This is a genomic window from Streptomyces sp. NPDC006368 (genome assembly GCF_040612535.1).
Lineage (GTDB): Bacteria > Actinomycetota > Actinomycetes > Streptomycetales > Streptomycetaceae > Streptomyces.
The window spans coordinates 1-19,530 of record NZ_JBEXQK010000067.1; the positions used below are offsets into that span (position 1 = coordinate 1).

A 19,530-nucleotide genomic window follows, 5' to 3' on the forward strand; every position below is an offset into this window, starting at 1 on the left:
CGACGAAGGGGTGCGCGGCGTGCGCGGCCCGCAGGTCCGGGTCGGACTTGTAGAGGGCGTAGCGCAGCCGGTAGTCCTCCAGGGTGACCGTCTCGGTGTTGAAGTGGGCGGGCAGCCGGCGATCGGTGTAGCGGCGATGGCCGCCCGCCGCGTCGACGGGGTACTCGTAGATGTAGTCACCGAGATGGACCACCATGTCCACGTTCTCGGCCGCCACGTGCTTGTACGCCGTGTAGTAGCCGTCGAAGTAGGCCTGGCACGCGACCACGGCGAACGTCAGATCCGTCTGGAACAGGCCCGGTGAGGACGCGGTTTTCACCCGCCCCACGGGACTGATCCAGGTGCCGGTGCGGAACCGGTAGTAGTAGTACTGGCCGGAGGAGAGGCCGGTCACCTCCACGTGGACGCTATGGCTGAACTCCGGGTGGGCGGTGGCGGTTCCGGTCCGGACGGTGAGGAAGAACCGCTCGTCGTAGGCGACCTCCCACTGCACCTCCACCCGCTCCGCGGGCATGCCGCCGCCCGCTTCGTACGGACTGGGCGCGAGACGAGTCCACAGCAGCACCGACTCCGGCAGCGGGTCACCGGAGGCGACCCCCAGCGTGAAGGGGTCCTGGCTGATCTTCCTCGCGTCGAGCTCGGCGGCGCTCGCCGCGCCGGTGGCCGGCAGGTGGGTGGTGAAGGCGAGCGCGGCGGCGGCGCCCGCGACGGTGAGGAACCGCCGTCGGCCGATGCGCTGGGCCGCGAGACGGAGTTCGGGCATGTGTGTTTTCATATGGTGCGTCATATGCCCCTTTTGCGCGGTGTGGTGGCGTGGCAACCGGGTGGTGTGGCACAGACGCTCCGCCGAACGCCTGACGACCGGTCAGCCGTTCCCCGTGCTGACCTGGGCAGAGCGGCGTGGACGGTCACCGAGGTTCGCTAGGTTGGGCGCCATGAGCAATCTTGAGCCGCAGGCCGTGCCGTCCGTCTGCGGCGGCCGGGGATTCGTCGTCGCCGAGCCGGTACGGGAACTCCTCAGCCCCCGCCGCGTGCAGCTCGGTGAATCCACCGAGGTGCGCCGACTGCTCCCGAACCTGGGTCGCCGCATGATCGGCGCCTGGGCGTTCGTCGACCACTACGGCCCCGACGACATCGCGGACGGGCCCGGGATGCAGGTGCCGCCCCACCCCCACATGGGACTGCAGACCGTCAGCTGGCTGCACGAGGGCGAGGTGCTGCACCGCGACAGCACCGGAAGCCTGCAGACGGTGCGCCCGCGCGAGCTGGGCCTGATGACGTCGGGGCAGGCCATCTCCCACTCCGAGGAGAGCCCCCGCCCGCACGCCCGTTATCTGCACGGCGCCCAGCTGTGGGTGGCCCTCCCGGACGCGCACCGCCATGTCGCACCGCACTTCCAGCACCACGCGGCCCTGCCCCGGGTCACGGGGCCCGGCCTGACGGCCACGGTGATCCTGGGCGAACTGGACGGAGCGCGCTCACCCGGCACCACGTACACCCCCCTGGTCGGCGCGGACCTGACCCTCACACGCGGCGCGGAAGCGAGGCTGCCGCTCGACCCCGACTTCGAGTACGCGGTCCTGTCCATGTCGGGCGAGGCGCACGTCGACGGCGTACCGGTCCTGCCGGGCTCGATGCTCTACCTCGGCTGCGGCCGCACACACCTCCCTCTGCGCGCCGACTCCGACGCGGACCTGATGCTGCTCGGCGGTGAGCCGTTCGAGGAGGAGATCGTCATGTGGTGGAACTTCGTCGGGCGGTCCCACGAGGAGATCGCACAGGCTCGCGAGGACTGGATGAACACCACCCGTTTCGGCGAAGTGAAGGGCTACGACGGGGGCCGGTTGCCTGCTCCCGAACTCCCGCCGGTGGCGCTGAAACCGCGGGGGAGGGTCCGCTGACCTCGGGACCCGGCTGGCGCCGGTGAGGCGGGATCGCCCGGCCTCCACGGGTGCGCGCCGGCGGATGATGTCTCCGAGGTGTGACAACACTCGAGGCCTTGCGGCGGGAGCATTGGAGTCCGGCCTGCATGGTGAGGCGGGGCTGGTGCCACCGTGTGCACCCACCGCTCCTCCCGCGACGACCGCGTGCAGCTGTGCTGGCGGCCCGGTCCCCACACCTCATCCGACGCTCTTGTCGAACGTCTTGGCCGCCAGCCGGTGGGCCTGCCGTACGAGCGCGCTGAACACCAGAAACACCGGCAGGGCAACGGCCGTCCTCAGCGTTCGGCCCCGGAACTCCTCGTCCACGACGAACAGCCAGGCGCACACAGCGACCGGCATCAGTACCGACAGCGCGGTCCATAGGAGGTTCAGCAACCCCCAGCCGATCTGGGCCATGTCCGCGTGAACAGGGTCCCCTCCAGGGGCCAGTCGCCGGAACCCGGCCGCCGCTGTCAGCGCGAGGACCGCGCTCAGCCCGGCGATCACGGCGAAAGCGGTTCTGAACGGCCCACCCCAGAGGATGCACACCATGCTCAGGGCGACGAACCCTGCACCGAGACCTGCATAGGCCCGTACCACCGCTCGCCGGCCTTCTGCGTCGAAGCTCCCCACGCGGCCCCCTCTCTCGATCCCTGTGCCGCGCCACGACCCGCCTTGCATCCTGGCCCGGTGCCGCTCCTGCTCATAGAACCAGCCCTCCCTGACAATCCGCGAGGCTCCCGTATCCGGCTGTCCACCGGGCGGCCCGCCCATTGGTTGACCCACAACCAAGTGGGGACAGCGAGCGGGGGGGGGCGGATCGAACGCGAAACCCTGATCGCGGCATCCCTGGAGCGGGTCTGGTCGCTGGTGGCCCAGCCCGGGTTCTGGGTGGCCGACAAGGCGAGCCTGCCCGGCACCGTGGCCAAGGAGGGCGAGTCGATGGTGGCGAAGAACGCCGAGCACGGTGACTTCCCCGTGCGTGTGGAGAAGGTCGAGCCGCCGACGTACCTGGCGTACCGCTGGACCAGCGCGTTCCCCGGGGAGGAGCTGCGCGAGGACAACAGCACGCTCGTGGAGTTCCGTTGACCCGGGAAGGCGACCGGACGCGGCTCCGTGTCGTCGAGAGCGGGTTCGCGGCGCTGGCCGGGTCCGAGGAGCTGCGCAGCCAGAACCTGAAGGACCACAGCGAAGGCTGGCCGCTGGAGCTCGACGCGCTCAAGACGCGCGCCGAACAGCCCGCCACATGACGGAAGAACGTCCTGGCGCCGCCGAGGTCGCCGACAGCATCCTCGGTGCGCTGGCCGACCCGACGCGACGCCGGCTGCTCGACGTGCTTGCCGCACAGGGTGAGGCCACTGCTACGACACTCGCGGAACGACTTCCCGTCTCGCGCCAGGCGGTGGTAAAGCACCTCGCCGTCCTGGACGCCGCCGGCCTGGTTTCCGGTGGCCGGGTGGGACGCGAGGTGCGGTACGCGGTGCGGCCGGCGGCGCTCGACACGACGGCACGGTGGATGGCCTCGCTCGCGGCCGACTGGGACCGGCGGCTGGCGAACATCAAACGCGTCGCCGAGGCGGCCGAGAGGGATGCGAGTCCGACCCGCCCCGACTGAAAGAAGCAGGCCATGGACACGACCGTACTTCGCACCGCCTACGACAGACTGCTCGATGCGGCGGCCATCCCCGACCTCGGCGAGGCGGACGAGGGAGCATGGAACGCCGATCAGATACTGGTTCACCTCCTCGGCGTCGACGCTTCGATCGCGTCGGTTGCCCTGGGCGTCATCGCCGGCTCGCGGCCCACCTTCGACAACCGGATCTGCCTCGACGCCTGGAATCTTGACCGGATCATCGCCGAGCACTCGGGCCGGGCGGACCTGATCGCTCATGTCCGGTGCCAGGCCACCGTCCTCTGCGACATCGCCGACCAACTCGACGAGCGAGGCGCCTCGGTCCTGGTACCGTCGCTCCTGCTGTCCGGCGGCGCACGCGTGCTGGACCAGCCGATTCCGCTGGCAGGCCTCATCGACGGCCTCGCCGAGGACCACGTGCCCGTGCATACGCAACAGCTTCTCGATCTTCGCGTCGGCGCCCCCGGACACGCCTGAGAGGCGAACGGCACCGCCCGGGCGCGCCACTCACACGTCGACAGGACGAATACGTGGTCGACTGCCGCCGGGATGACCGGCGAGGAGACGCGCGCGAACCACAGGCGCAACGGTGCGTCGGGTCGTCCGGCTCGCAAGGATCGCCGGTTGCTACTCCCGCGGGTTTCGTCATGGGCCCAGCAAGTGGCGAACGGGGCACCGAGGGGCTGGTGGGCATTCGGGGCGCCGCTGGCCCCGGCGATGGCTCGCTCAAGCGACGGAAGGGAGCTGCCGGGCGAAGCGGCGGACGGCATCGGTGAAGGCGCCCGGGGCGTCGAAGTTCGCGAGATGTCCTGCCCGCGGGACCAACTCGACGCGAGCGTGGGGATGCGCTCGGGCGAAGTCCCTCTCGCCCGACCGGAAGACCGCGTCCTTCTCGCCGTTCAGGATCAGTACCGGAGCCTTCACGAAACGCATCGCACCCGCGTCGAAGCGTCCCAGTACCTCGTCCCAGGCTGCCGGCAGGGTGTGGAAGGAGTAGCCGGCACGGATGGTCGCCTCCACCACTTCCGGCGGATAGAGCCGCCGCAGCAATCGGTCGTTCCACCTGGCCAGTCGATCCGCCGGTATGCGGGGGACCTGCCTGGCGACCCATCGATAGGGCGCTGCCCAGAGGCCGCGGGTGGATGCGCTGGCTCCCGCGAGGACCAGACCGCGCAGTTGTTCCGGACGACGCCGCGCGAACTCCAGCGAGGCGTATCCGCCGAGCGAATGACCGACGACCAGCGCCGGCCCGCGGTCGAGCGAGTCCACCGCGGAGGCGATGATCTCGGTCGCACTGTCCAGGCTCCAGGGGTGAGCCGAACGCTCCCCATGGCCGGGCAAGTCGACGGCGAGGACCGGGAATTCGTCGCGGAGTGCGGCAAGCTGCACGCTCCACTGACCCGCGCTGAAGCGCGTCCCGTGGACGAAGACCATGGGCACCGAGTCCGCTGCCGTCATCAGCCTCTCCCCCCAGAGCGACACCGTCCTGGAGCGGGACTCTACCGGTGCGGTCCCGCTCACGCTCAGGGAAGCTGCTGGAGGGTGTTGAAACGGTCAACTGATTCCAGGGCCACAGGAGTTCCTCGGCCACCGTCGTCGGTGGCGTACCGCGTCGCGCTCCAGCCGGGGTACGGCCCGGCCATCCCCGACCCCGGCCGAGCCGGGCCCTCCGCTGCGGTCACCCCGCCACTCCCCAACGGCCTTTACGTACGGAACGTCAGTGCCCGGCAGTGAGAATCATCTGCGCGCACCGGCGAGCAGGATGATCAACTCCGCGTAGGATGCGTCTCCCGTAAGCGAGTTCCACCGAAAGGCTGGGTTCTGCATGAACAAGATTCGCCGCGCCCTCGCAGTGGCCGCCACTGCCGCGAGTGCCCTCGTCCTCACCTCGTCCCCCGCCTCTGCCGCGCCCAACTGGCAGTCGTGGGTCCCCACGACCTACACGAAATGCGGAGAGACCACGCCGAGTAAGACGTCCGACAAGGTCGTCAACCAGACCTGCATGCTGATGAACCAGAACGGCTCGGCGCAGGGCGTACTTCTCGTCAGGAACAACGCGTCGGTGAGCATCACCGTCGACACGGCCACCGTCTATTGGCTGTTCGGGGACGGCACGGGCCCGGCCCAGAGTCCGGCGTCCTGTGGGAAGAAGGTCCTCGTCCCCGGCGAGTTGGCCGCCTGTTACGGGGTGACCGTCTATCCCGCCATGGGTATCCCGGTCCAGAGCAGTTACATGTACAACGGCATCAAGACCATAACGAAGCCGGTCTACTACTGATGCATCCGAAGCGGCGGTTACTCGTCCCGTATGAACCAGCCGCCGCCCAGGGCAGTACCGCAAAGCCGTCCGGCCCCGACATCGTAGGAGTCGGGCAGCCGGACTGTTCCGCACAGAGCCTGTTCCCGCACCGAGCCCGTTCCGCTCACCGCCAGCCGAAACGGCGGTCCACCACTGCAGCGAACTCCTCCAGGGTCAGTACCGTGTCCCCGTTCTGATCGGCGGTGTCGAACAGCTCGGAGGAGGCATCGGCGTCCCCGAGCGCCCAGAACGGCAGGTCTCCCGAAGCGGCCAGGGACGGGCCCTTCTTCCGCAAAGCGGTGATCACCTCTTCACGGGTCAGGGTCCCGTTCTCGTCCAGGTCGAGCGCCTCGAACAGCTTCCGCGCCTGCTTACTGACCACGTCGTCCTCGTCCCTCTCGTCGGAGCCGGGCGCGCCGCCCGCCCACCGACCAGAACGCCCGCGGTGCCCGGCCGGTTCCCCACCGTGCCCGGCGCGGCGCCGAGCGTCGGACGGCATGCCGATGCGCCGCCGCCCGACCTGGGACGGCTTCGAGGTCACGGCCCCGTCCCCTTGGCCGGTGCCTGTGGCCTGCCCGGAAACGACCTGACGGTCCGCACCGGCGTGTGCCCGGCCGGCCGCGACGCGCGCCCCCGTGACGAGGGTGGCGCCGTTCACCCTTTGGAGGTGGACGCGCATCTCCCGGTTGACCCGAGTGGCAGGGGCCGCGCTGCCTCCGGTACATGACGTACGTGACGTACGTGACGCAGGTGGAGACCCGCGTGATCCGGCGATCCCGTGATCGTGTCGGACGACCCATCGGCGCGGACCGGACCGCGAGACCGGCCCGGGGGAGCGCTGACCGTCCAGGCCGCACACCGCGTCGCGGTTGCCGCGTCCGTCGTCCGGCCCCCTGCGGGTGCGGGTACGTCCTGCCGCGGACAGGATGGCCGTACGCACCCGCTGCTCGCTCAGCCCCTCGGGCGGCCGGCGGGTGCGTACCCCCGGCGATGCGGGGTGACGCGCCTGCCGAGGCGTCGTATGACCATCGGCCCGGCATGGAGCGGGCGCGGGTATGGGTAGAGGTGCGCGGGTGAGAACACCATGGATGATCAGCCTCCGGGCAGGGGAGCTCTCCGCGCCCGGCGCACCGCCGGCGCTCGCCCCGAACTTGCCGCGACCGCCACTGGCTGTGGTGGCCGTCGATGTGATGCCGTGGGAGCTGCGCGTCGGCGACCTGGTCCCGTTCACGGATCACGTGGGCCGTCCGGTCGTCGACATAAGGGCGGTCGGCATGGGCCGGCGGGGGCGGCACCTCATGTTCGCGGACCTGCCACCACTCACGGTTCACCATGCGCTGCGGATCTACCGCCGCCCTCGGTTCAGGCCGGCTGTCCGCTGCGGCACCGGTCGTGAGCGGTGCTGACGGTGCCGCTCAAGGTCCTGCCGGCCCGCTGCGTCCTGTGGCCACCGGGCCGACCGGGCGGCGGTGAGCAGGTGGATGCTTTCCTCCCGGTACGTGACCGGGGCGGTGGCCGGCGCCTGCGCAGGAGTGGGGGACAACCGGTGACGTCGCTCCTACAGTGCCGTGTATGACAGCTGTCAGCGCGTACAGGATGCCGACTTCCGCCCCGGCGCGGCGGTCCGCATCGATGGAGGCCGCCGGGTCCGCGGGAACCGGCGGTGACCGGCCTCACCACCGTCGCCCCGGGAGGCTTCGGTGAAGGACGTCACGTTGCCGGCCGGTGTCATCGAGTACGACGAGACCGGTTCCGGCCCACCGGTCGTCCTGCTGCACGGTCTGCTCATGGACCACACACTGTGGGACCGCGTACTGCCGCTCCTGCCGCAGGGGTTCAGGTATCTGCGTCCCGTCCTGCCACTGGGAGCCCACCGCCGCCCCATGAACCCGGGCGCGGACCTCACATTGCGCGGGCAGGTCCGGCTGGTCGCCGACTTCCTCGACGCGCTGGACCTGGACGCCGTCACCCTGGTGCACGCCGACTGGGGCGGGGCACTCTTCCTGACCGCCCACGGTCTCGACCGGCGCGTGGCCCGGCAGGTGATCCTTCCGTGCGAGGCGTTCGACAACTTCCCGCCCGGCCTGCCCGGCGCGATGGTGGCCCTGGCCGTGCGGCTCCCCGGCGGCCTGCGGCTCGCCGCCCACCAGCTGCGCGTGGGCCGACTGCGCCGACTGCCCATGCTGCTCGGGCGGATGGCACGGCGGCCGCTGCCGGACGACCTCGTCCACCGCTGGACCGAGCCACTCCTGCGCGATCCGGGCGTCCGGCGTGACCTGCTCGTGTACTGCCGCGGACCGTTCGACAAGAAGGAGCTCATCCGCGACACCGAGGCACTGTCCCGCTTCACCGGGGACGCACTCGTGTTGTGGTCGCCCGACAACCGCGTGATGCCACCCGAGCACGGCCGCCGCCTGGCCGAGCTGCTGCCCGCCGGGCGGTACGCCGAGGTACCGGGTGCGTACGTACTGTCGATGCTGGACGAACCCGGGACGGTCGCGCGGGAGATGGGTTCCTTCCTCACCTCGTCATCCACCCGGTAGAGCCGGTCATCCACCTGGTAGAGCCGGTCATCCACCCGGTTGAGGGTGGATGACCGCTCGGTCTTCGCCCACCCCTTGTTCCTCACCCGGCTCACCGGCGCGTGAGGGAATGCCGGCGCCCCGGGCGCAAAGCCCGCCCACCCAGGCCGCGACCGTGTGCCTGCGTCCACACCTCGCGCACGGATTGCGAGATGTGGACGAGCGCTCATACCTCGGAGTGGAGAAAACGATCTCCGGACGGTGACCCCTCCGCAGCACGCTAGCGTGAGGCCTTCCGTGACGATCCGTCACGGGGCAATTACGTCGCCTCCTGTACGAGGGGCCTTGCATGGCACAGCACACGTTCCACCTGTGGTCGCGCGTCCGGTACTGGTTCGACAACCTGATGGCCCACGGCACCCCCGTGCTCATCGGCTGGCTCACGGTGATCTGCCTCGCGATCGTGATCCCGGCCAGCGTGACGCTGGTGGGGGCCTCCCGAACCACCCCGACCACACCCTCGGGGTGGAGCGCGGCCGTCTGGAAGAGCGTCGGGCAGACCCTCAAGCTGGGCGGCGAGGTGGGGCCGCCGGTGTACGTGCTGATGTCCGTCCTCCTGGCGCTCGTGGCGTTGCTGTTCGTATCGGCGCTCGTCAGCCTGATCACCACGGGGCTCAACCGTCGGCTGCTGGCACTGCGCCTGGGCAGGTCCCCGGTCCTGGAGCGACGGCACACGGTGCTCCTCGGCTGGTCCGACCAGGTCTTCCCCGTCATCGCGGAACTGGTGGTGGCCAATGCCAACCAGCGCAGGGCGGCCGTCGCCGTGTTCGCCGACAGGGACAAGGTCGAGATGGAGTCCGAGATCACCGGTCGCATCGGCGACACGGGTACCACGCGGGTCGTCTGCCGGAGCGGCTCCACCACCGATCCCACGATCCTTTCCGTGGTGAGCCCTCAGACAGCCAAGGCCGTGCTCGTGCTTCCACCGGGCGACCCGGGCGGCGACACCGAGGTGGTGAAGACGCTGCTCGCGCTCCACGCGGCCGTGCCCGCGGGGACCGACGACTGCGTGGTGGTCGCCGCGGTACGGGACGCCCGGCATCATCCCGCGGCCACCCTGGCCGCCGGCCCCCGCGGGCACGTCCTGAGCATCGACGACATCGTGGCGAGGCTTCTCGTCCAGACGTCACGCCAGCCCGGTCTCTCCCTCGTCTACCAGGAACTGCTGGACTTCGGAGGGGACGAGTTCTACGTCGTCCCCGTGCCCGCACTGGCCGGTCGCACATTCGGCGAGGCCCTCGGGGCCTTCGCCACCTCCTCGGTGGTCGGCCTCCGACGCGCAGGCGGCCTGCTTCTCAACCCGTCACCCGGCACCCTGATCGGCTCGGACGACCAGCTCGTCGTCATCACCGAGGACGACGACACAGCGATGGTCGCCGACACGTCACCGGCCGTCGACGAGGACGCGATCGTCACCGTCCCTGCCCGTGCGCCGGCCGCCGAACGTCTGCTGCTCCTCGGCTGGAACCGTCGCGCCCCCCTGATCGTCGAGCAACTCGACCAGTACGTACCGTCCGGCTCCACGCTCGACGTCGTCGCGCTCGACGACGCCGCGACCATCCGTGGTACGCGCCACACCGACCGGGCGGCCGGCCATCTGAGCGTCAGGTTCCACAGCGGCGACATCACCGAGCGGCGGCAACTCGCCGAACTGGACGTGCCGTCGTACGACAGTGTGATCGTCATCGGGGACGAGGGCCACACGGCAGGGCCGCACACGGAGCCGGGGAGGACGGCGGACGACCGCACGCTGGTGACGCTGCTCCACCTGCGGGACATCGAGCGGTCCGCCGGGCGGGAGCTGTTCGTCATCACGGAGATGACCGACGACCGCAACCGGCTGCTCGCTCCGGTGCGGGAAGGCGCCGACTTCATCGTCAGCGGCCGGCTGATCAGTCTGCTGATGACGCAGATCTCGGAGAACCGGCACCTGGTGGCTCTTTACGACGAGTTGTTCACCGCTGAGGGGAGCGAGATCCACCTCAAGCCGGCCACGGACTACGTCGTGACGGACCGCGCGGTCACCTTCGCCACCGTCGTCGAGTCGGCACGCCGCCGGCATGAGTGCGCCATCGGGTACCGGCTGCAGAACGAGGCCACGACCGGCCCCGCCTACGGGGTACGGATCAATCCGGACAAGCGCGAATCGGTGCGGTTCGGTGACCGGGACGTGGTGATCGTGATAGCGGAGGCCTGAGCCACCCGCGAGGGAAACCCGTGCGGGCGGGCGGGGGCGGCGGGGCGGCCGGGGCCGCACCTTCGGGTGAATAACCGGATGAATCGGTGACAGGGCGGCACGTGATCCAGTTTCTTGTGATCATGGAAAACGTAAAGCTGACACGACGTCAGATGACGGCGCTGTCGGGGTCAGCGGCCGTCGCCGCCGCCCTGCCTGTCTCGGCCGCCACCGCGTCGGAGGCCATCGCGTCACCGGCCCCCGCGGCGCTCCCCTCCGCGGCGCCGCGCTCCACCGCCGACTGGGAGACGTGTCTGGCCGTCGCCCGGGCCCTGCTCGTCGTCGACGAGGACGGCCAACCGCTGGTCCCGCGGTACCAGAAGATCCTCCTGGGCGGCGGACTGCCCAGGGGCCGCGGCGTCGCCAAGGACGTGCTGGTCCTCGGTGCCGGCCCGGCGGGTATGGTCGCCGCCTCCCTGCTCAAGCGGGCCGGCCATCGCGTCACCGTGATCGAGGCCAACGGCAACCGGGCGGGTGGCCGCATCAAGACCTTCCGCACCGGCGGCCACGAGAACGCGCGCCAGGCGTTCGCCGACCCCAAGCAGTACGCCGAGGCGGGCGCCATGCGTATCCCCGGCAGCCATCCCCTGGTCATCGGGCTGATCGACAAACTGGGCATCGAACGGCGCCCCTTCCACTACGTCGACGTCGGTCCCGACGGCAAGCCCGCCTACCGCACCTGGATCCGTGTCAACGGCATCAGCGTCCGCCGCGCCGACTACGCGAAGGACCCCCGGGCCGTCAACCGCTCCTTCGGCGTCCCGGCGAAGTACGAGAGCGTCCCGGCAGGGGAGATCGTCCGGCAGGTGCTGGACCCGGTCCGCGACGAGTTCAGCGTCCGCCGTCCCGACGGAACCCGGGTCAACAAGCCCATGCCGGACCTCCTCGAAGGCTGGGCGCGCGTGGTGCAGCGCTTCGGCGACTGGTCGATGTACCGCTTCCTCACGGAGCACGCCCAGCTGGACGTACGCACGATCGACCTGATCGGCACCCTGGAGAACATGACCTCCCGGCTGCCGCTGTCCTTCCTGCACAGCTTCATGGGTGCCTCCCTCATCAACCCCGGCACCGCCTTCTACGAGCTGGCCGGCGGCACCGCCGTACTCGCGGACGCGCTGCTGGAACAGGTACGCCACGAGGTCCGCTTCGACCGGCGCGTGACGCGTATCGAGACCGGCGGCCGGCGCTCCGGCGTCAGCGTCGACACCGTCTCCGAGGGCCGTGACGGCAAGGTCGTGCGGGAGCGGTTCACCGGCGACACGGCCATCGTCACCATCCCGTTCTCCGGCCTGCGACACGTCCAGATCTCCCCCTCCCTCTCGTACGAGAAGCGCAGGGCGCTCACCGAGGTCCACTACGACAGCGCCACCAAGGTGCTCCTGGAGTTCAGCCGCCGCTGGTGGGAGTACGGCGAGGACGACTGGCGGCGCGAGCTGGACGCCATCGAGCCGGGCCTGTACGACGCCTACCGCAGGGGCAGGGTGCCGGACGACGGCCGGTTGCTCGGAGTGCACCCCTCGGTGCCGCGCGGGTACCTGTCCAAAAGTCAGCGCGCCCACTACGCGGCGCACGTGTGGGTCTCCCGCGATCAGCCGGAGGCGGCGCGGGTCGTGGGCGGCGGATCCGTGACCGACAACCCGAACCGTTTCATGTTCAACCCGTCCCACCCCGTGCCGGGCAGCGACGGTGGCGTCGTCCTCGCCTCGTACAGCTGGGCGGACGACGCCCGGCGCTGGGACTCCTTCGACGACGAGGCGCGGTACGCCCTCGCCCTGCGCGGCATGCAGGAGGTCTACGGGCAGCGTCTCGAAGTCTTCTTCACCGGGGTGGGCCGCACCCAGAGCTGGCAGCGCGACCCGTACGCGTACGGCGAGGCGTCCGTCCTCCTGCCGGGACAGCACACCGAACTCTTCCCGGACATGGGGACGCCCGAAGGCCCGTTGCACTTCGCAGGCTGCCACACGTCCCTCAAGCCGGCCTGGATCGAAGGAGCGCTGGAGTCAGCGGTCCGAGCCGCGTGGGAGGTCCACAACCGCGACTGACCCGGCTGCCACGGCGCCGCCGGTCCTGTCGCCCGCCGGGGCAACAGGACCGGCGGCGCGATGGCGCTTGCGGAGTCCCACGGAAACCGCCCCTCAGAGGCCGGCGGGGCCCGTGCCCCCGAACGCTCCATCAGCGGTCACGGAATGAGGGAATTGATCGTGGCCTCGATCAGCGTCGCCACCGGTTCCAACAGCTTCCTCTGTGCCTGTCCGTCCTGGATCACGTTCTGCCAGATGGCGACGAATCGCAGATCCCTCAACGAATCATGAACGATGAGAGCCTCGGAGAACACCGGTTTGTCGGACTTCAACCTGCCTATGCCCACTTTGCCGTGCGTGGCGATGAACCGCCCATCGGTGGGCCATATCGGTGGAGTGGTCTGATGAAAGAAATTCCCGGCCCGCCCCATCAGAGCCTTCATGCCCTGGCTGCTCAGGGGCCCCACGAGATCGCCGTCCGCCAGGAGCGTCATCAGCTTGGCAAGATGCCGTACGGTGGTGCCTTGCGCGGTGTCCACGTCGTTGACGCATGCAATCCGCGCCGCCGGCCATATCCGGGCGTAGTCTCCGGCCAGCCACATACCCTTGGACGCCCCGTCGAAGAACCCGTCATCGGCAATCTTGCCACTGAGGTAGGGGTAGCCCAAACCATGGATCGTCGTCGTGGCACCAGGGTTGTCCTGGACCACCATCATGTTCTCGAAGGCGTCCACCTGCGCCTGCGTGAAGTCGACGATGAACTGAGGGCCGGTCCCGAGTCCCAGTACGGTTGAGTAATCCGGCTTCCTGGTCTTGTCCTGCGGACGCAGCAGCGGCGAGCCACTGATCAACGAAGGCGTGTGTGCGACGATCTCGGGATTGAAGGTCGACGTCAGGGCCGCCTCGATCTGAGGCCACGTGGTCAAGCTGCCGGCGGTTGCCAATTGGTCGGCACTCGCCCGGAGATCGAAAGCGCCGTACATCGCGGCGATCTTGAGCAAGCTGCCCGAGTAATGCTCTTCCTGTTCCCGGAGCGCCGCCCAAGGATGGTCCTGCCGGTGCTCGAACCCCGTGAGCGCGACAACGATCAGAGCCAGATTGTTGACATTCGGAGCTCCGGACAGCGACAGCGTCTGCCGGGTGGCATTCAGGACGGATTGCATCGTCGTGTGAGTGGACGACGCCAGTGGGTCCGCATAGGCACCCGTGAACAAAGGCATGTGGGTCCTCCTGTCTCCACCACCGTGAACAGCCCCGCCCGGCCGGGCTCGTGCCGCGAGGTGCGTCCGCGAGGACTCGACCGAGGCTCCGTGGCGACCTCCCGGCGGAGACCACGACGCCCGCTTTCGGCCCCGGTCCGGGACGGGAGGCCGGGTGCGAGAAGCAGCGAGGATCAGTAGAAGATCGTGCACACCGTGGCGGAATCGGGGGGCAGTTCCATACATGCCTTGGCTTGCAGATCCTTGTCGTTCACCATCGGCGTGTACACGCTGTTCCCGTCCCAGGGCGAGACCGTGACGCTCTGCACGGCCTCCAGGTGCCCGTCCCTCTCGCTCTGCACGTACGCTCTGTCACCCGGCTTTCCGTACCAGAGCTGCGCCCAGGCCGCTCGGCACTCCGGGCTGTACCTCAGTCGGATGATGCGACCGTCCATCACTGCGTCATCGATCGTCCGGGCGTCCGCGGCGCAGTGGGTCCCGATGGGATCGAGGCCCCCACAGGAGGCGGCGTGGCATGTCGGCGCCACTTTCGGCGCCACTTCGGGCGTTGCGTGTGCGGGGGCGGCCCGCGATGGGGCGGAGACGGCCGTGGTGGCCGCCGCTGTTACCAGCACTGCGGCGAGTGACAGCGCCGGATGACGTCTGTTCATCATGACGGTTCCTTCCCGGTGGACCATCGCTCCGCCCGACAACTCCGCGCGGTCCACCGTCGGTTGCCCGGCGGGGGGTTGGTGCCGTTGTGAAAGGCCTCACTCCGTGACGACGATCCGAAAGTAGATCTGGTCCTGTGGGCTGCCGTCGTTGTTGAGCATGATTCTCTGATGCCAGCCGAGACCGAACTCCGAGTGCAAGGGGCCGTCGATGATGTTCAGCAGCGCGCGGCGGCTCGGAATCTCCCAGGTACCGACCTGGATGATGTCGTCACCGGAATCGATGACCGTGTTGATCGTGTTCGTGACGGCGCTCTGGATCTGCGGGGAGAGGAAGATCGCCGAAGCCACCGGGAAGGTGAGTGCCGCCGCCGCTCCGACCGCCGCGACGGCTGTCGCTATCTCGTCGCGCAGCGCGTTGGGGTCCCCGAAGTCGTGCTCGAACCCGGTCACCCGGAGGCGAAGCGGGCCCGGACGGCCCCAGAACACCGTCGTCGGATCCGAGGAAAAGGTCTCTCCCGCGTCCACGTTCTCATACGCCGTCGAGCCCGCGGGAAGCATCGTGACCCACTTGGAATCATTCAACTGGTTCGGGTGTTCGGGACGTTGGAGAGGCTCCGCCTCAACGATGAAGTAAACCTCGTCCGATGCGCCTTCGGCGAGATCCTCGTCTTCCCCGAAGCAATGGAACCCCACGTAGTCGATGCGGATATCCTGAATGGCCCGTATCGAATTCCCCGTCTTCCAGATCGTACCGTTCTCGAAATCGACGTACTGTAGCCCGGGCTCGCGACGCTCGTCCGTCAGGGGCAGTCCCAGCGGACCGCTGTGTCCCCCTGTCTCAGGGCTCCGCCACTTGTCCCGGAAGGCCGCTCCGATCAGGCGTGTACCGGTCTCCTCGCTGAAGTAGATCGAGCATTCGGGGAAATCGGTGAAGAACGCCTGCCGGTCCGGGACCTTCCTCTTGCCGGTCAGCGGCGGACCGATCATCCTCAGGCCGCCGACATCCTTGTACTTGACGTAGAGCGGGCTCGCGATCTCGTGGATGACGGGGGGTGAGCCCTCGGGTTCCCGTCCGGAGTGGACGATCGCGCAGTCCCCGCCGCTGAACTCCTGCCAGAAGTACTGGTGGCCGTCGAACAAGCTGTCCTGAAGTTCTCCGGGGTGCACGTATCCCTGGAGTCCGGCGGCGAAATCGGCGATATCCGCTGTGATGTCCGAGCGGCCTACGACCCGGCCGTCACGGGGCTTTTTCGTCCACTGGAGGCGGTCGACCTCGTGTCCCGAGGCGTCGAGCAGGCGGGCCGTGTCCCCGGAGTTGTTCCAGACGGCATGGTGGAGGCCCCAGAAGAGGTCGGGACCGTGGTCCTCGCCGTCGCCGGTGTGCACGAACACATCGTCATCCGGGCGCAAAGTCCTTTCCGGGAATCGGAAGTCGAAGGGCGCGGCGACGTGCCTGCCTGTGTCCAGCAAACGCCAGCCGGTCAAGTCGACCTCGGCATTGCCGCGGTTGTGGAGCTGTACGACCTCCTTGGTCACGTCCCCTTGCGGCGCGACGAGTATCTCCCGGATGGTCACCTTCGGTGTCGGCATGACGATCACCTTCAGCGTGCGCCGAGCGTAGGGTGGCAGGTGAAGAGGCGCATTCCTCACGTGTCCGATCCCGTCAGGGCCTCAATTCGAGGCTAGCCGATGCCTCGATGGATCACCTCCCGAAGAAGGTCCGCGATGCCTCTCGACTCACCGGAGTGGCCGACTTGGGGGCCGGTCACCACTCAATGGGGTTCACCGGCTACGCAGTGAGTCGGCCGGTGGTTCGCCGCCCGAGCGCTCGGGTGTCAGGCGGCTTCACGGCTGAGGTCGGTGAGCAGGACGATGGCCGCGTGGGTGGCGGGGCGGGGGTCGTGCCGACACCGGATGAGGCGGGCGGGGTCGGCGTCGCGCAGGGGGCGTCAGGTGATGCCGTCGCGGCGGTACTGTGGTCGGCCATCGCGGTGATCGTCGCCGCCACCGCCGTCGCGGTGGGCACCGCCGCCCACCGCACCGAGCAGAACACCGACCTCTCGGAGTGAACCGCCGGTCTCGCCGGTGTGGTCGATCCGGCGGCCGAAGGACGGTGTCTCCGCCTGCTCGCCGGACCGCAACGAGGTCGCGCCCCCCGTCACAACGGCCCACCCGGGCCACGACCACGCGTTCAGTTGCCGGGCGCGCCGAACCACCTTGCCATCCGGCCGAGCAGATCCGTCTGATCCTCGCCGACCCAGGCCACATGACCATCCGGCCGCAACAGCACGGCGGGCGCCTCCAGTTCGTCGCTGACGTCGACGACGTGGTCGACCCGGTCCGCCCAGCCCGCCACCGAAAGCCGGCCGGTCCGGTCGAGCAGCAGTCCACGGCCGCCGCGCATCAGCTCGTAGAGGCGCCCCTGCTTCAACTCCAGGTCCCGCATCCGCCGGCCGAGCAGTTCGTGGCCCTCGCCGAAGTCGTAGCGGACCCCCACCGCGGTGATGATCCCGGTCACGTACCGGTTCACCTCCTCGAAGTCCATCAGCTTCGCGAACAGCTCCCGCAGCGCGGTCGCACCCGGATCGGTCCCCAGCAGCGTCATCTGCGCGCGGGTGCTGTCCAGCAAACGGGCGCCCACCGGGTGCCGTTCGGCGTGGTAGCTGTCCAGCAGTCCCTCCGGGGCCCAACCGCCGACCTCGGCGGCCAGCTTCCAACCGAGGTTGAACGCGTCCTGGACCCCGATGTTGAGGCCCTGCCCGCCGGTCGGCGGGTGGATGTGTGCCGCGTCGCCGGCCAGCAGCACCCGGCCGGCGCGGTAGCGCTCGGCCTGCCGGGTCGCGTCGCCGAACCGGGAGAGCCAACGAGGCGAGTGCGCACCGAAGTCGGTGCCCGCGAAGGCCCGCAGTTGCTGCTTGAACTCCTCGAGGGTCGGCGGGGACGTACGGTCCTCGGCCACCCCTTCGGCGGGCACGACGAGGCGGTACACCCCGTTCTTGAGCGGGATGGCACCGAACCGCAGTTGCGTCGTGCGGACTTCCTCGACGACGGCGGCGACGGTCGCCGGATCCTCGGTCAACGCCATCTCGCCCAGCAGCGTCTCGACCCTGGCGGGCTCGCCGGGGAAGCCGATGCCGATCAGCTTGCGCACCGTGCTGCGGCCCCCGTCGCACCCGGCGAGGTACCGCGAGCGCAGGTGCGTGCCGTCCGCCAGCTCGACGGTCACCCCGTCCTCGTCCTGGCTCAGCCCGACCACTTCACAGCCGCGCCGGATCTCGGTACCGAGTTCGAGGGCACGCTCGTTGAGCAGCCGCTCGGTGACCGGCTGCGGGGTGGCGAGGCCGTACGGGTGAGCGGTGTCCAGCCGGTCCGGCCACGGTTTGGCGATGCCACCGAAAAGACCGCCGACCTGGAACTTCTCACTGACCGCGAGGAACCGGTCGAGCAGGCCGCGCTGGTCCATGATCTCGACGCTGCGCGCGTGCAGGCCCTGCCCGCGGGACTGCTCGGTCGGCTCGGTCAGCTTGTCCAGCACGACCACGTGCACGCCGTGCAGCCGCAACTCGCAGGCCAGCATCAAGCCGGTCGGTCCGCCGCCGACCACGATCACGTCAATCATCACAACGCCCATTCAAACGAGATTGGATTTCGGCCGGCCGCTCCGCGCGCTCCGGCGGGGCGCACACCCGCGTCTCCGAGCCGAGCGCCCGTAGCCGCGCCGCGATTGCCGGCATCGGTTCGTCGTCCCCGCGCGACCCGTACACCGCCAACAGCACACGTGCTGCGTGAATCTGCCATTTCCGCAGGTTCTGGCTTTGGTCGGCAATTCTGCGGGACGACCGGGGCCTTGCCGCAAGCCCCCTGGTGCGCTATATGTTGAGAGTGGCAAGGAGTGGGTGACCTCCTTGCCCTTTGTCGTTCCGCTGTGCACGGACGACCTCCTTCCGAAGCGGCGTACGGCACAGGGAGTCCGCCGCCGCACCGCACGAGCGCTGGGCCGCGCTCGCCCCAGGCGCGCGCCACACCGAGGAGCCCGGCCACGACAGCGCTTGGCGGTTTCGCAGGGGTGGTGTACGTCACACGCGTCCATGTCACATCTCGCCGAGTCGTTCCGTCGAAGGGGTGGAAGCACCGACAACGACACAGGAGTGCACCATGGACGCTCGTTTGAACCCCTTCGCCAGCGCGGTCGCAGGCAAGTCACTGAAGCACCTGATCGCGGCGGGCAAGACGCTCGCGGAATCGACGCTGCCGGCCGCGACGCGCGATCTGGTGATGCTCCGTGCCAGTCAGATCAACGGCTGCGCGGGATGCGTCGACATGCACGCCAAGGAGGCCGCGCACGCCGGGGAGACGTCCACCCGCCTCAACCTGGTCGCGGTCTGGCGCGACGCCACGGTGTTCACCGAGGCCGAACGCGCCGCCCTGGAGCTGACCGAGCAGGGCACCCGCATCGCCGACGCGGCCGGTGGCGTCACCGACGAGGCCTGGGCGAACGCCGCCAAGCACTACGACGATGACCAACTCGCCGCCCTGGTGTTGCAGATCGCCGTCATCAACGCCTTCAACCGCCTGAACGTCATCACCCAGCAGCCCGCCGGCGACTACCAGCCCGGCCGGCACGGATAACGCGAAGCGCCGGGCGGGGACCACCGATACGGCCTCGCAACAGCGAAAGACGCTCCGGGCATCCCCCGACGGGGGCCCGGGGCGTCTGCTCCGCCCGGCGGTCCATGCCCTCCCTGGCCCCCACAGCCACACCTGCTGAAGCAGTGGCGCCCGCCGAGGAGTTCACGGCTCGAACCCAGCCGCGGGCGACCGGGTGGGCACAGCGCCGCACGGCCGGAAAGCTCTGCTGCTCAGTGCTGGAGGGTGCGCGGCTTGTGGGAGGGTCGCTTGGCCTCGTACGCGGCGATGTGGGTTTCGTTCTGGAGGGTGATGCTGATGTCGTCGAGGCCGTTGAG

The 19,530-nt window shown here is 69.4% G+C and carries 16 protein-coding genes and 3 pseudogenes; 9 read left to right on the forward strand and 10 right to left on the reverse strand.

What is annotated here, in order from left to right; translation table 11 throughout:
* A partial coding sequence (locus ABZZ38_RS29240; protein ID WP_356745360.1) for a PhoD-like phosphatase N-terminal domain-containing protein occupies positions 1-763 on the reverse strand: 763 nt, incomplete at its 3' end.
* Between the two features lie 172 nt (positions 764-935).
* On the opposite strand from ABZZ38_RS29240, the gene ABZZ38_RS29245 reads away from it, so the two are divergent.
* Positions 936-1,901, forward strand: a complete 966-nt coding sequence (locus ABZZ38_RS29245) for a pirin family protein (protein ID WP_356745362.1) — start codon at positions 936-938, stop codon at positions 1,899-1,901.
* Between the two features lie 219 nt (positions 1,902-2,120).
* Here ABZZ38_RS29245 and ABZZ38_RS29250 read toward each other — a convergent pair whose 3' ends face one another.
* Positions 2,121-2,555: a hypothetical protein gene (locus ABZZ38_RS29250; RefSeq protein WP_356745364.1), complete on the reverse strand. Its 435-nt coding sequence runs from the start codon at positions 2,553-2,555 to the stop codon at positions 2,121-2,123.
* A gap of 159 nt (positions 2,556-2,714) precedes the next feature.
* Here ABZZ38_RS29250 and ABZZ38_RS29255 point away from each other — a divergent pair.
* The 3 genes and pseudogenes from ABZZ38_RS29255 (at position 2,715) to ABZZ38_RS29265 (ending at position 4,032) form a co-directional block, all read left to right on the forward strand.
* A pseudogene (locus ABZZ38_RS29255) lies at positions 2,715-3,172 on the forward strand (SRPBCC domain-containing protein).
* On the forward strand, positions 3,169-3,537 hold the full coding sequence (locus ABZZ38_RS29260) for a metalloregulator ArsR/SmtB family transcription factor (protein WP_356745366.1): 369 nt from the start codon (positions 3,169-3,171) through the stop codon (positions 3,535-3,537). Before ABZZ38_RS29255 ends, ABZZ38_RS29260 begins: the two are co-directional and overlap by 4 nt.
* Positions 3,538-3,549: 12 nt before the next feature.
* Positions 3,550-4,032, forward strand: coding sequence for a hypothetical protein (locus tag ABZZ38_RS29265; protein ID WP_356745368.1), 483 nt, complete (start codon positions 3,550-3,552; stop codon positions 4,030-4,032).
* Positions 4,033-4,281: 249 nt separating this feature from the next.
* Here the strand turns inward: ABZZ38_RS29265 and ABZZ38_RS29270 are convergent, their stop codons facing one another.
* On the reverse strand, positions 4,282-5,013 hold the full coding sequence (locus ABZZ38_RS29270; RefSeq protein ID WP_356745370.1) for an alpha/beta hydrolase: 732 nt from the start codon (positions 5,011-5,013) through the stop codon (positions 4,282-4,284).
* Between the two features lie 367 nt (positions 5,014-5,380).
* Between ABZZ38_RS29270 and ABZZ38_RS29275 the strand changes: the two genes are divergently transcribed.
* A complete protein-coding gene (locus ABZZ38_RS29275; protein WP_356745372.1) occupies positions 5,381-5,833 on the forward strand; it encodes a hypothetical protein in 453 nt (150 codons plus the stop codon).
* 145 nt (positions 5,834-5,978) lie between these two features.
* Here ABZZ38_RS29275 and ABZZ38_RS29280 read toward each other — a convergent pair whose 3' ends face one another.
* Positions 5,979-6,236 (reverse strand): EF-hand domain-containing protein, encoded by a 258-nt coding sequence (locus ABZZ38_RS29280; protein ID WP_356745386.1) that lies wholly within the window; start codon positions 6,234-6,236, stop codon positions 5,979-5,981.
* A 1,318-nt stretch (positions 6,237-7,554) separates the two neighbouring features.
* Between ABZZ38_RS29280 and ABZZ38_RS29285 the strand changes: the two genes are divergently transcribed.
* The 3 genes from ABZZ38_RS29285 (at position 7,555) to ABZZ38_RS29295 (ending at position 12,714) form a co-directional block, all read left to right on the forward strand.
* The gene (locus ABZZ38_RS29285; RefSeq protein WP_356745374.1) at positions 7,555-8,397 is read left to right on the forward strand and encodes an alpha/beta hydrolase; all 843 of its coding nucleotides are present in this window, start codon (positions 7,555-7,557) and stop codon (positions 8,395-8,397) included.
* A gap of 328 nt (positions 8,398-8,725) precedes the next feature.
* Positions 8,726-10,633, forward strand: a complete 1,908-nt coding sequence (locus tag ABZZ38_RS29290) for an NAD-binding lipoprotein (protein WP_356745376.1) — start codon at positions 8,726-8,728, stop codon at positions 10,631-10,633.
* A 122-nt stretch (positions 10,634-10,755) separates the two neighbouring features.
* Positions 10,756-12,714, forward strand: a complete 1,959-nt coding sequence (locus ABZZ38_RS29295; protein WP_356745378.1) for an NAD(P)/FAD-dependent oxidoreductase — start codon at positions 10,756-10,758, stop codon at positions 12,712-12,714.
* Between the two features lie 137 nt (positions 12,715-12,851).
* On the opposite strand, the gene ABZZ38_RS29300 is transcribed toward ABZZ38_RS29295, so the two are convergent.
* From ABZZ38_RS29300 to rox, 5 genes and pseudogenes are all read right to left on the reverse strand, one after another.
* A complete protein-coding gene (locus tag ABZZ38_RS29300) occupies positions 12,852-13,913 on the reverse strand; it encodes a hypothetical protein (protein WP_356745380.1) in 1,062 nt (353 codons plus the stop codon).
* A gap of 173 nt (positions 13,914-14,086) precedes the next feature.
* Positions 14,087-14,590, reverse strand: a complete 504-nt coding sequence (locus tag ABZZ38_RS29305) for a YjfA family protein (RefSeq protein ID WP_356745388.1) — start codon at positions 14,588-14,590, stop codon at positions 14,087-14,089.
* 72 nt (positions 14,591-14,662) lie between these two features.
* On the reverse strand, positions 14,663-16,156 hold the full coding sequence (locus ABZZ38_RS29310) for a lamin tail domain-containing protein (RefSeq protein WP_356745382.1): 1,494 nt from the start codon (positions 16,154-16,156) through the stop codon (positions 14,663-14,665).
* A 245-nt stretch (positions 16,157-16,401) separates the two neighbouring features.
* Positions 16,402-16,542, reverse strand: a pseudogene (locus ABZZ38_RS29315) (LysR family transcriptional regulator); the annotation flags it as partial.
* Between the two features lie 215 nt (positions 16,543-16,757).
* A complete protein-coding gene (rox, locus tag ABZZ38_RS29320; RefSeq protein ID WP_356745390.1) occupies positions 16,758-18,185 on the reverse strand; it encodes a rifampin monooxygenase in 1,428 nt (475 codons plus the stop codon).
* A gap of 536 nt (positions 18,186-18,721) precedes the next feature.
* On the opposite strand from rox, the gene ABZZ38_RS29325 reads away from it, so the two are divergent.
* Positions 18,722-19,195, forward strand: a complete 474-nt coding sequence (locus tag ABZZ38_RS29325) for a carboxymuconolactone decarboxylase family protein (RefSeq protein ID WP_356745384.1) — start codon at positions 18,722-18,724, stop codon at positions 19,193-19,195.
* Between the two features lie 230 nt (positions 19,196-19,425).
* Here ABZZ38_RS29325 and ABZZ38_RS29330 read toward each other — a convergent pair.
* Positions 19,426-19,530, reverse strand: a pseudogene (locus ABZZ38_RS29330) (3-isopropylmalate dehydratase small subunit); the annotation flags it as partial.

Coding starts and splice junctions, on each gene's coding strand:
- ABZZ38_RS29245 (WP_356745362.1), top strand. CDS start 936: ATGAGCAATCTTGAGCCGCAGGCCGTGCCGTCCGTCTGCGGCGGCCGG.
- ABZZ38_RS29260 (WP_356745366.1), top strand. CDS start 3,169: ATGACGGAAGAACGTCCTGGCGCCGCCGAGGTCGCCGACAGCATCCTC.
- ABZZ38_RS29265 (WP_356745368.1), top strand. CDS start 3,550: ATGGACACGACCGTACTTCGCACCGCCTACGACAGACTGCTCGATGCG.
- ABZZ38_RS29270 (WP_356745370.1), bottom strand. CDS start 5,013: ATGACGGCAGCGGACTCGGTGCCCATGGTCTTCGTCCACGGGACGCGC.
- ABZZ38_RS29275 (WP_356745372.1), top strand. CDS start 5,381: ATGAACAAGATTCGCCGCGCCCTCGCAGTGGCCGCCACTGCCGCGAGT.
- ABZZ38_RS29290 (WP_356745376.1), top strand. CDS start 8,726: ATGGCACAGCACACGTTCCACCTGTGGTCGCGCGTCCGGTACTGGTTC.
- ABZZ38_RS29295 (WP_356745378.1), top strand. CDS start 10,756: ATGGAAAACGTAAAGCTGACACGACGTCAGATGACGGCGCTGTCGGGG.
- ABZZ38_RS29300 (WP_356745380.1), bottom strand. CDS start 13,913: ATGCCTTTGTTCACGGGTGCCTATGCGGACCCACTGGCGTCGTCCACT.
- ABZZ38_RS29305 (WP_356745388.1), bottom strand. CDS start 14,590: ATGGTCCACCGGGAAGGAACCGTCATGATGAACAGACGTCATCCGGCG.
- ABZZ38_RS29310 (WP_356745382.1), bottom strand. CDS start 16,156: ATGCCGACACCGAAGGTGACCATCCGGGAGATACTCGTCGCGCCGCAA.
- rox (WP_356745390.1), bottom strand. CDS start 18,185: ATGATTGACGTGATCGTGGTCGGCGGCGGACCGACCGGCTTGATGCTG.
- ABZZ38_RS29325 (WP_356745384.1), top strand. CDS start 18,722: ATGGACGCTCGTTTGAACCCCTTCGCCAGCGCGGTCGCAGGCAAGTCA.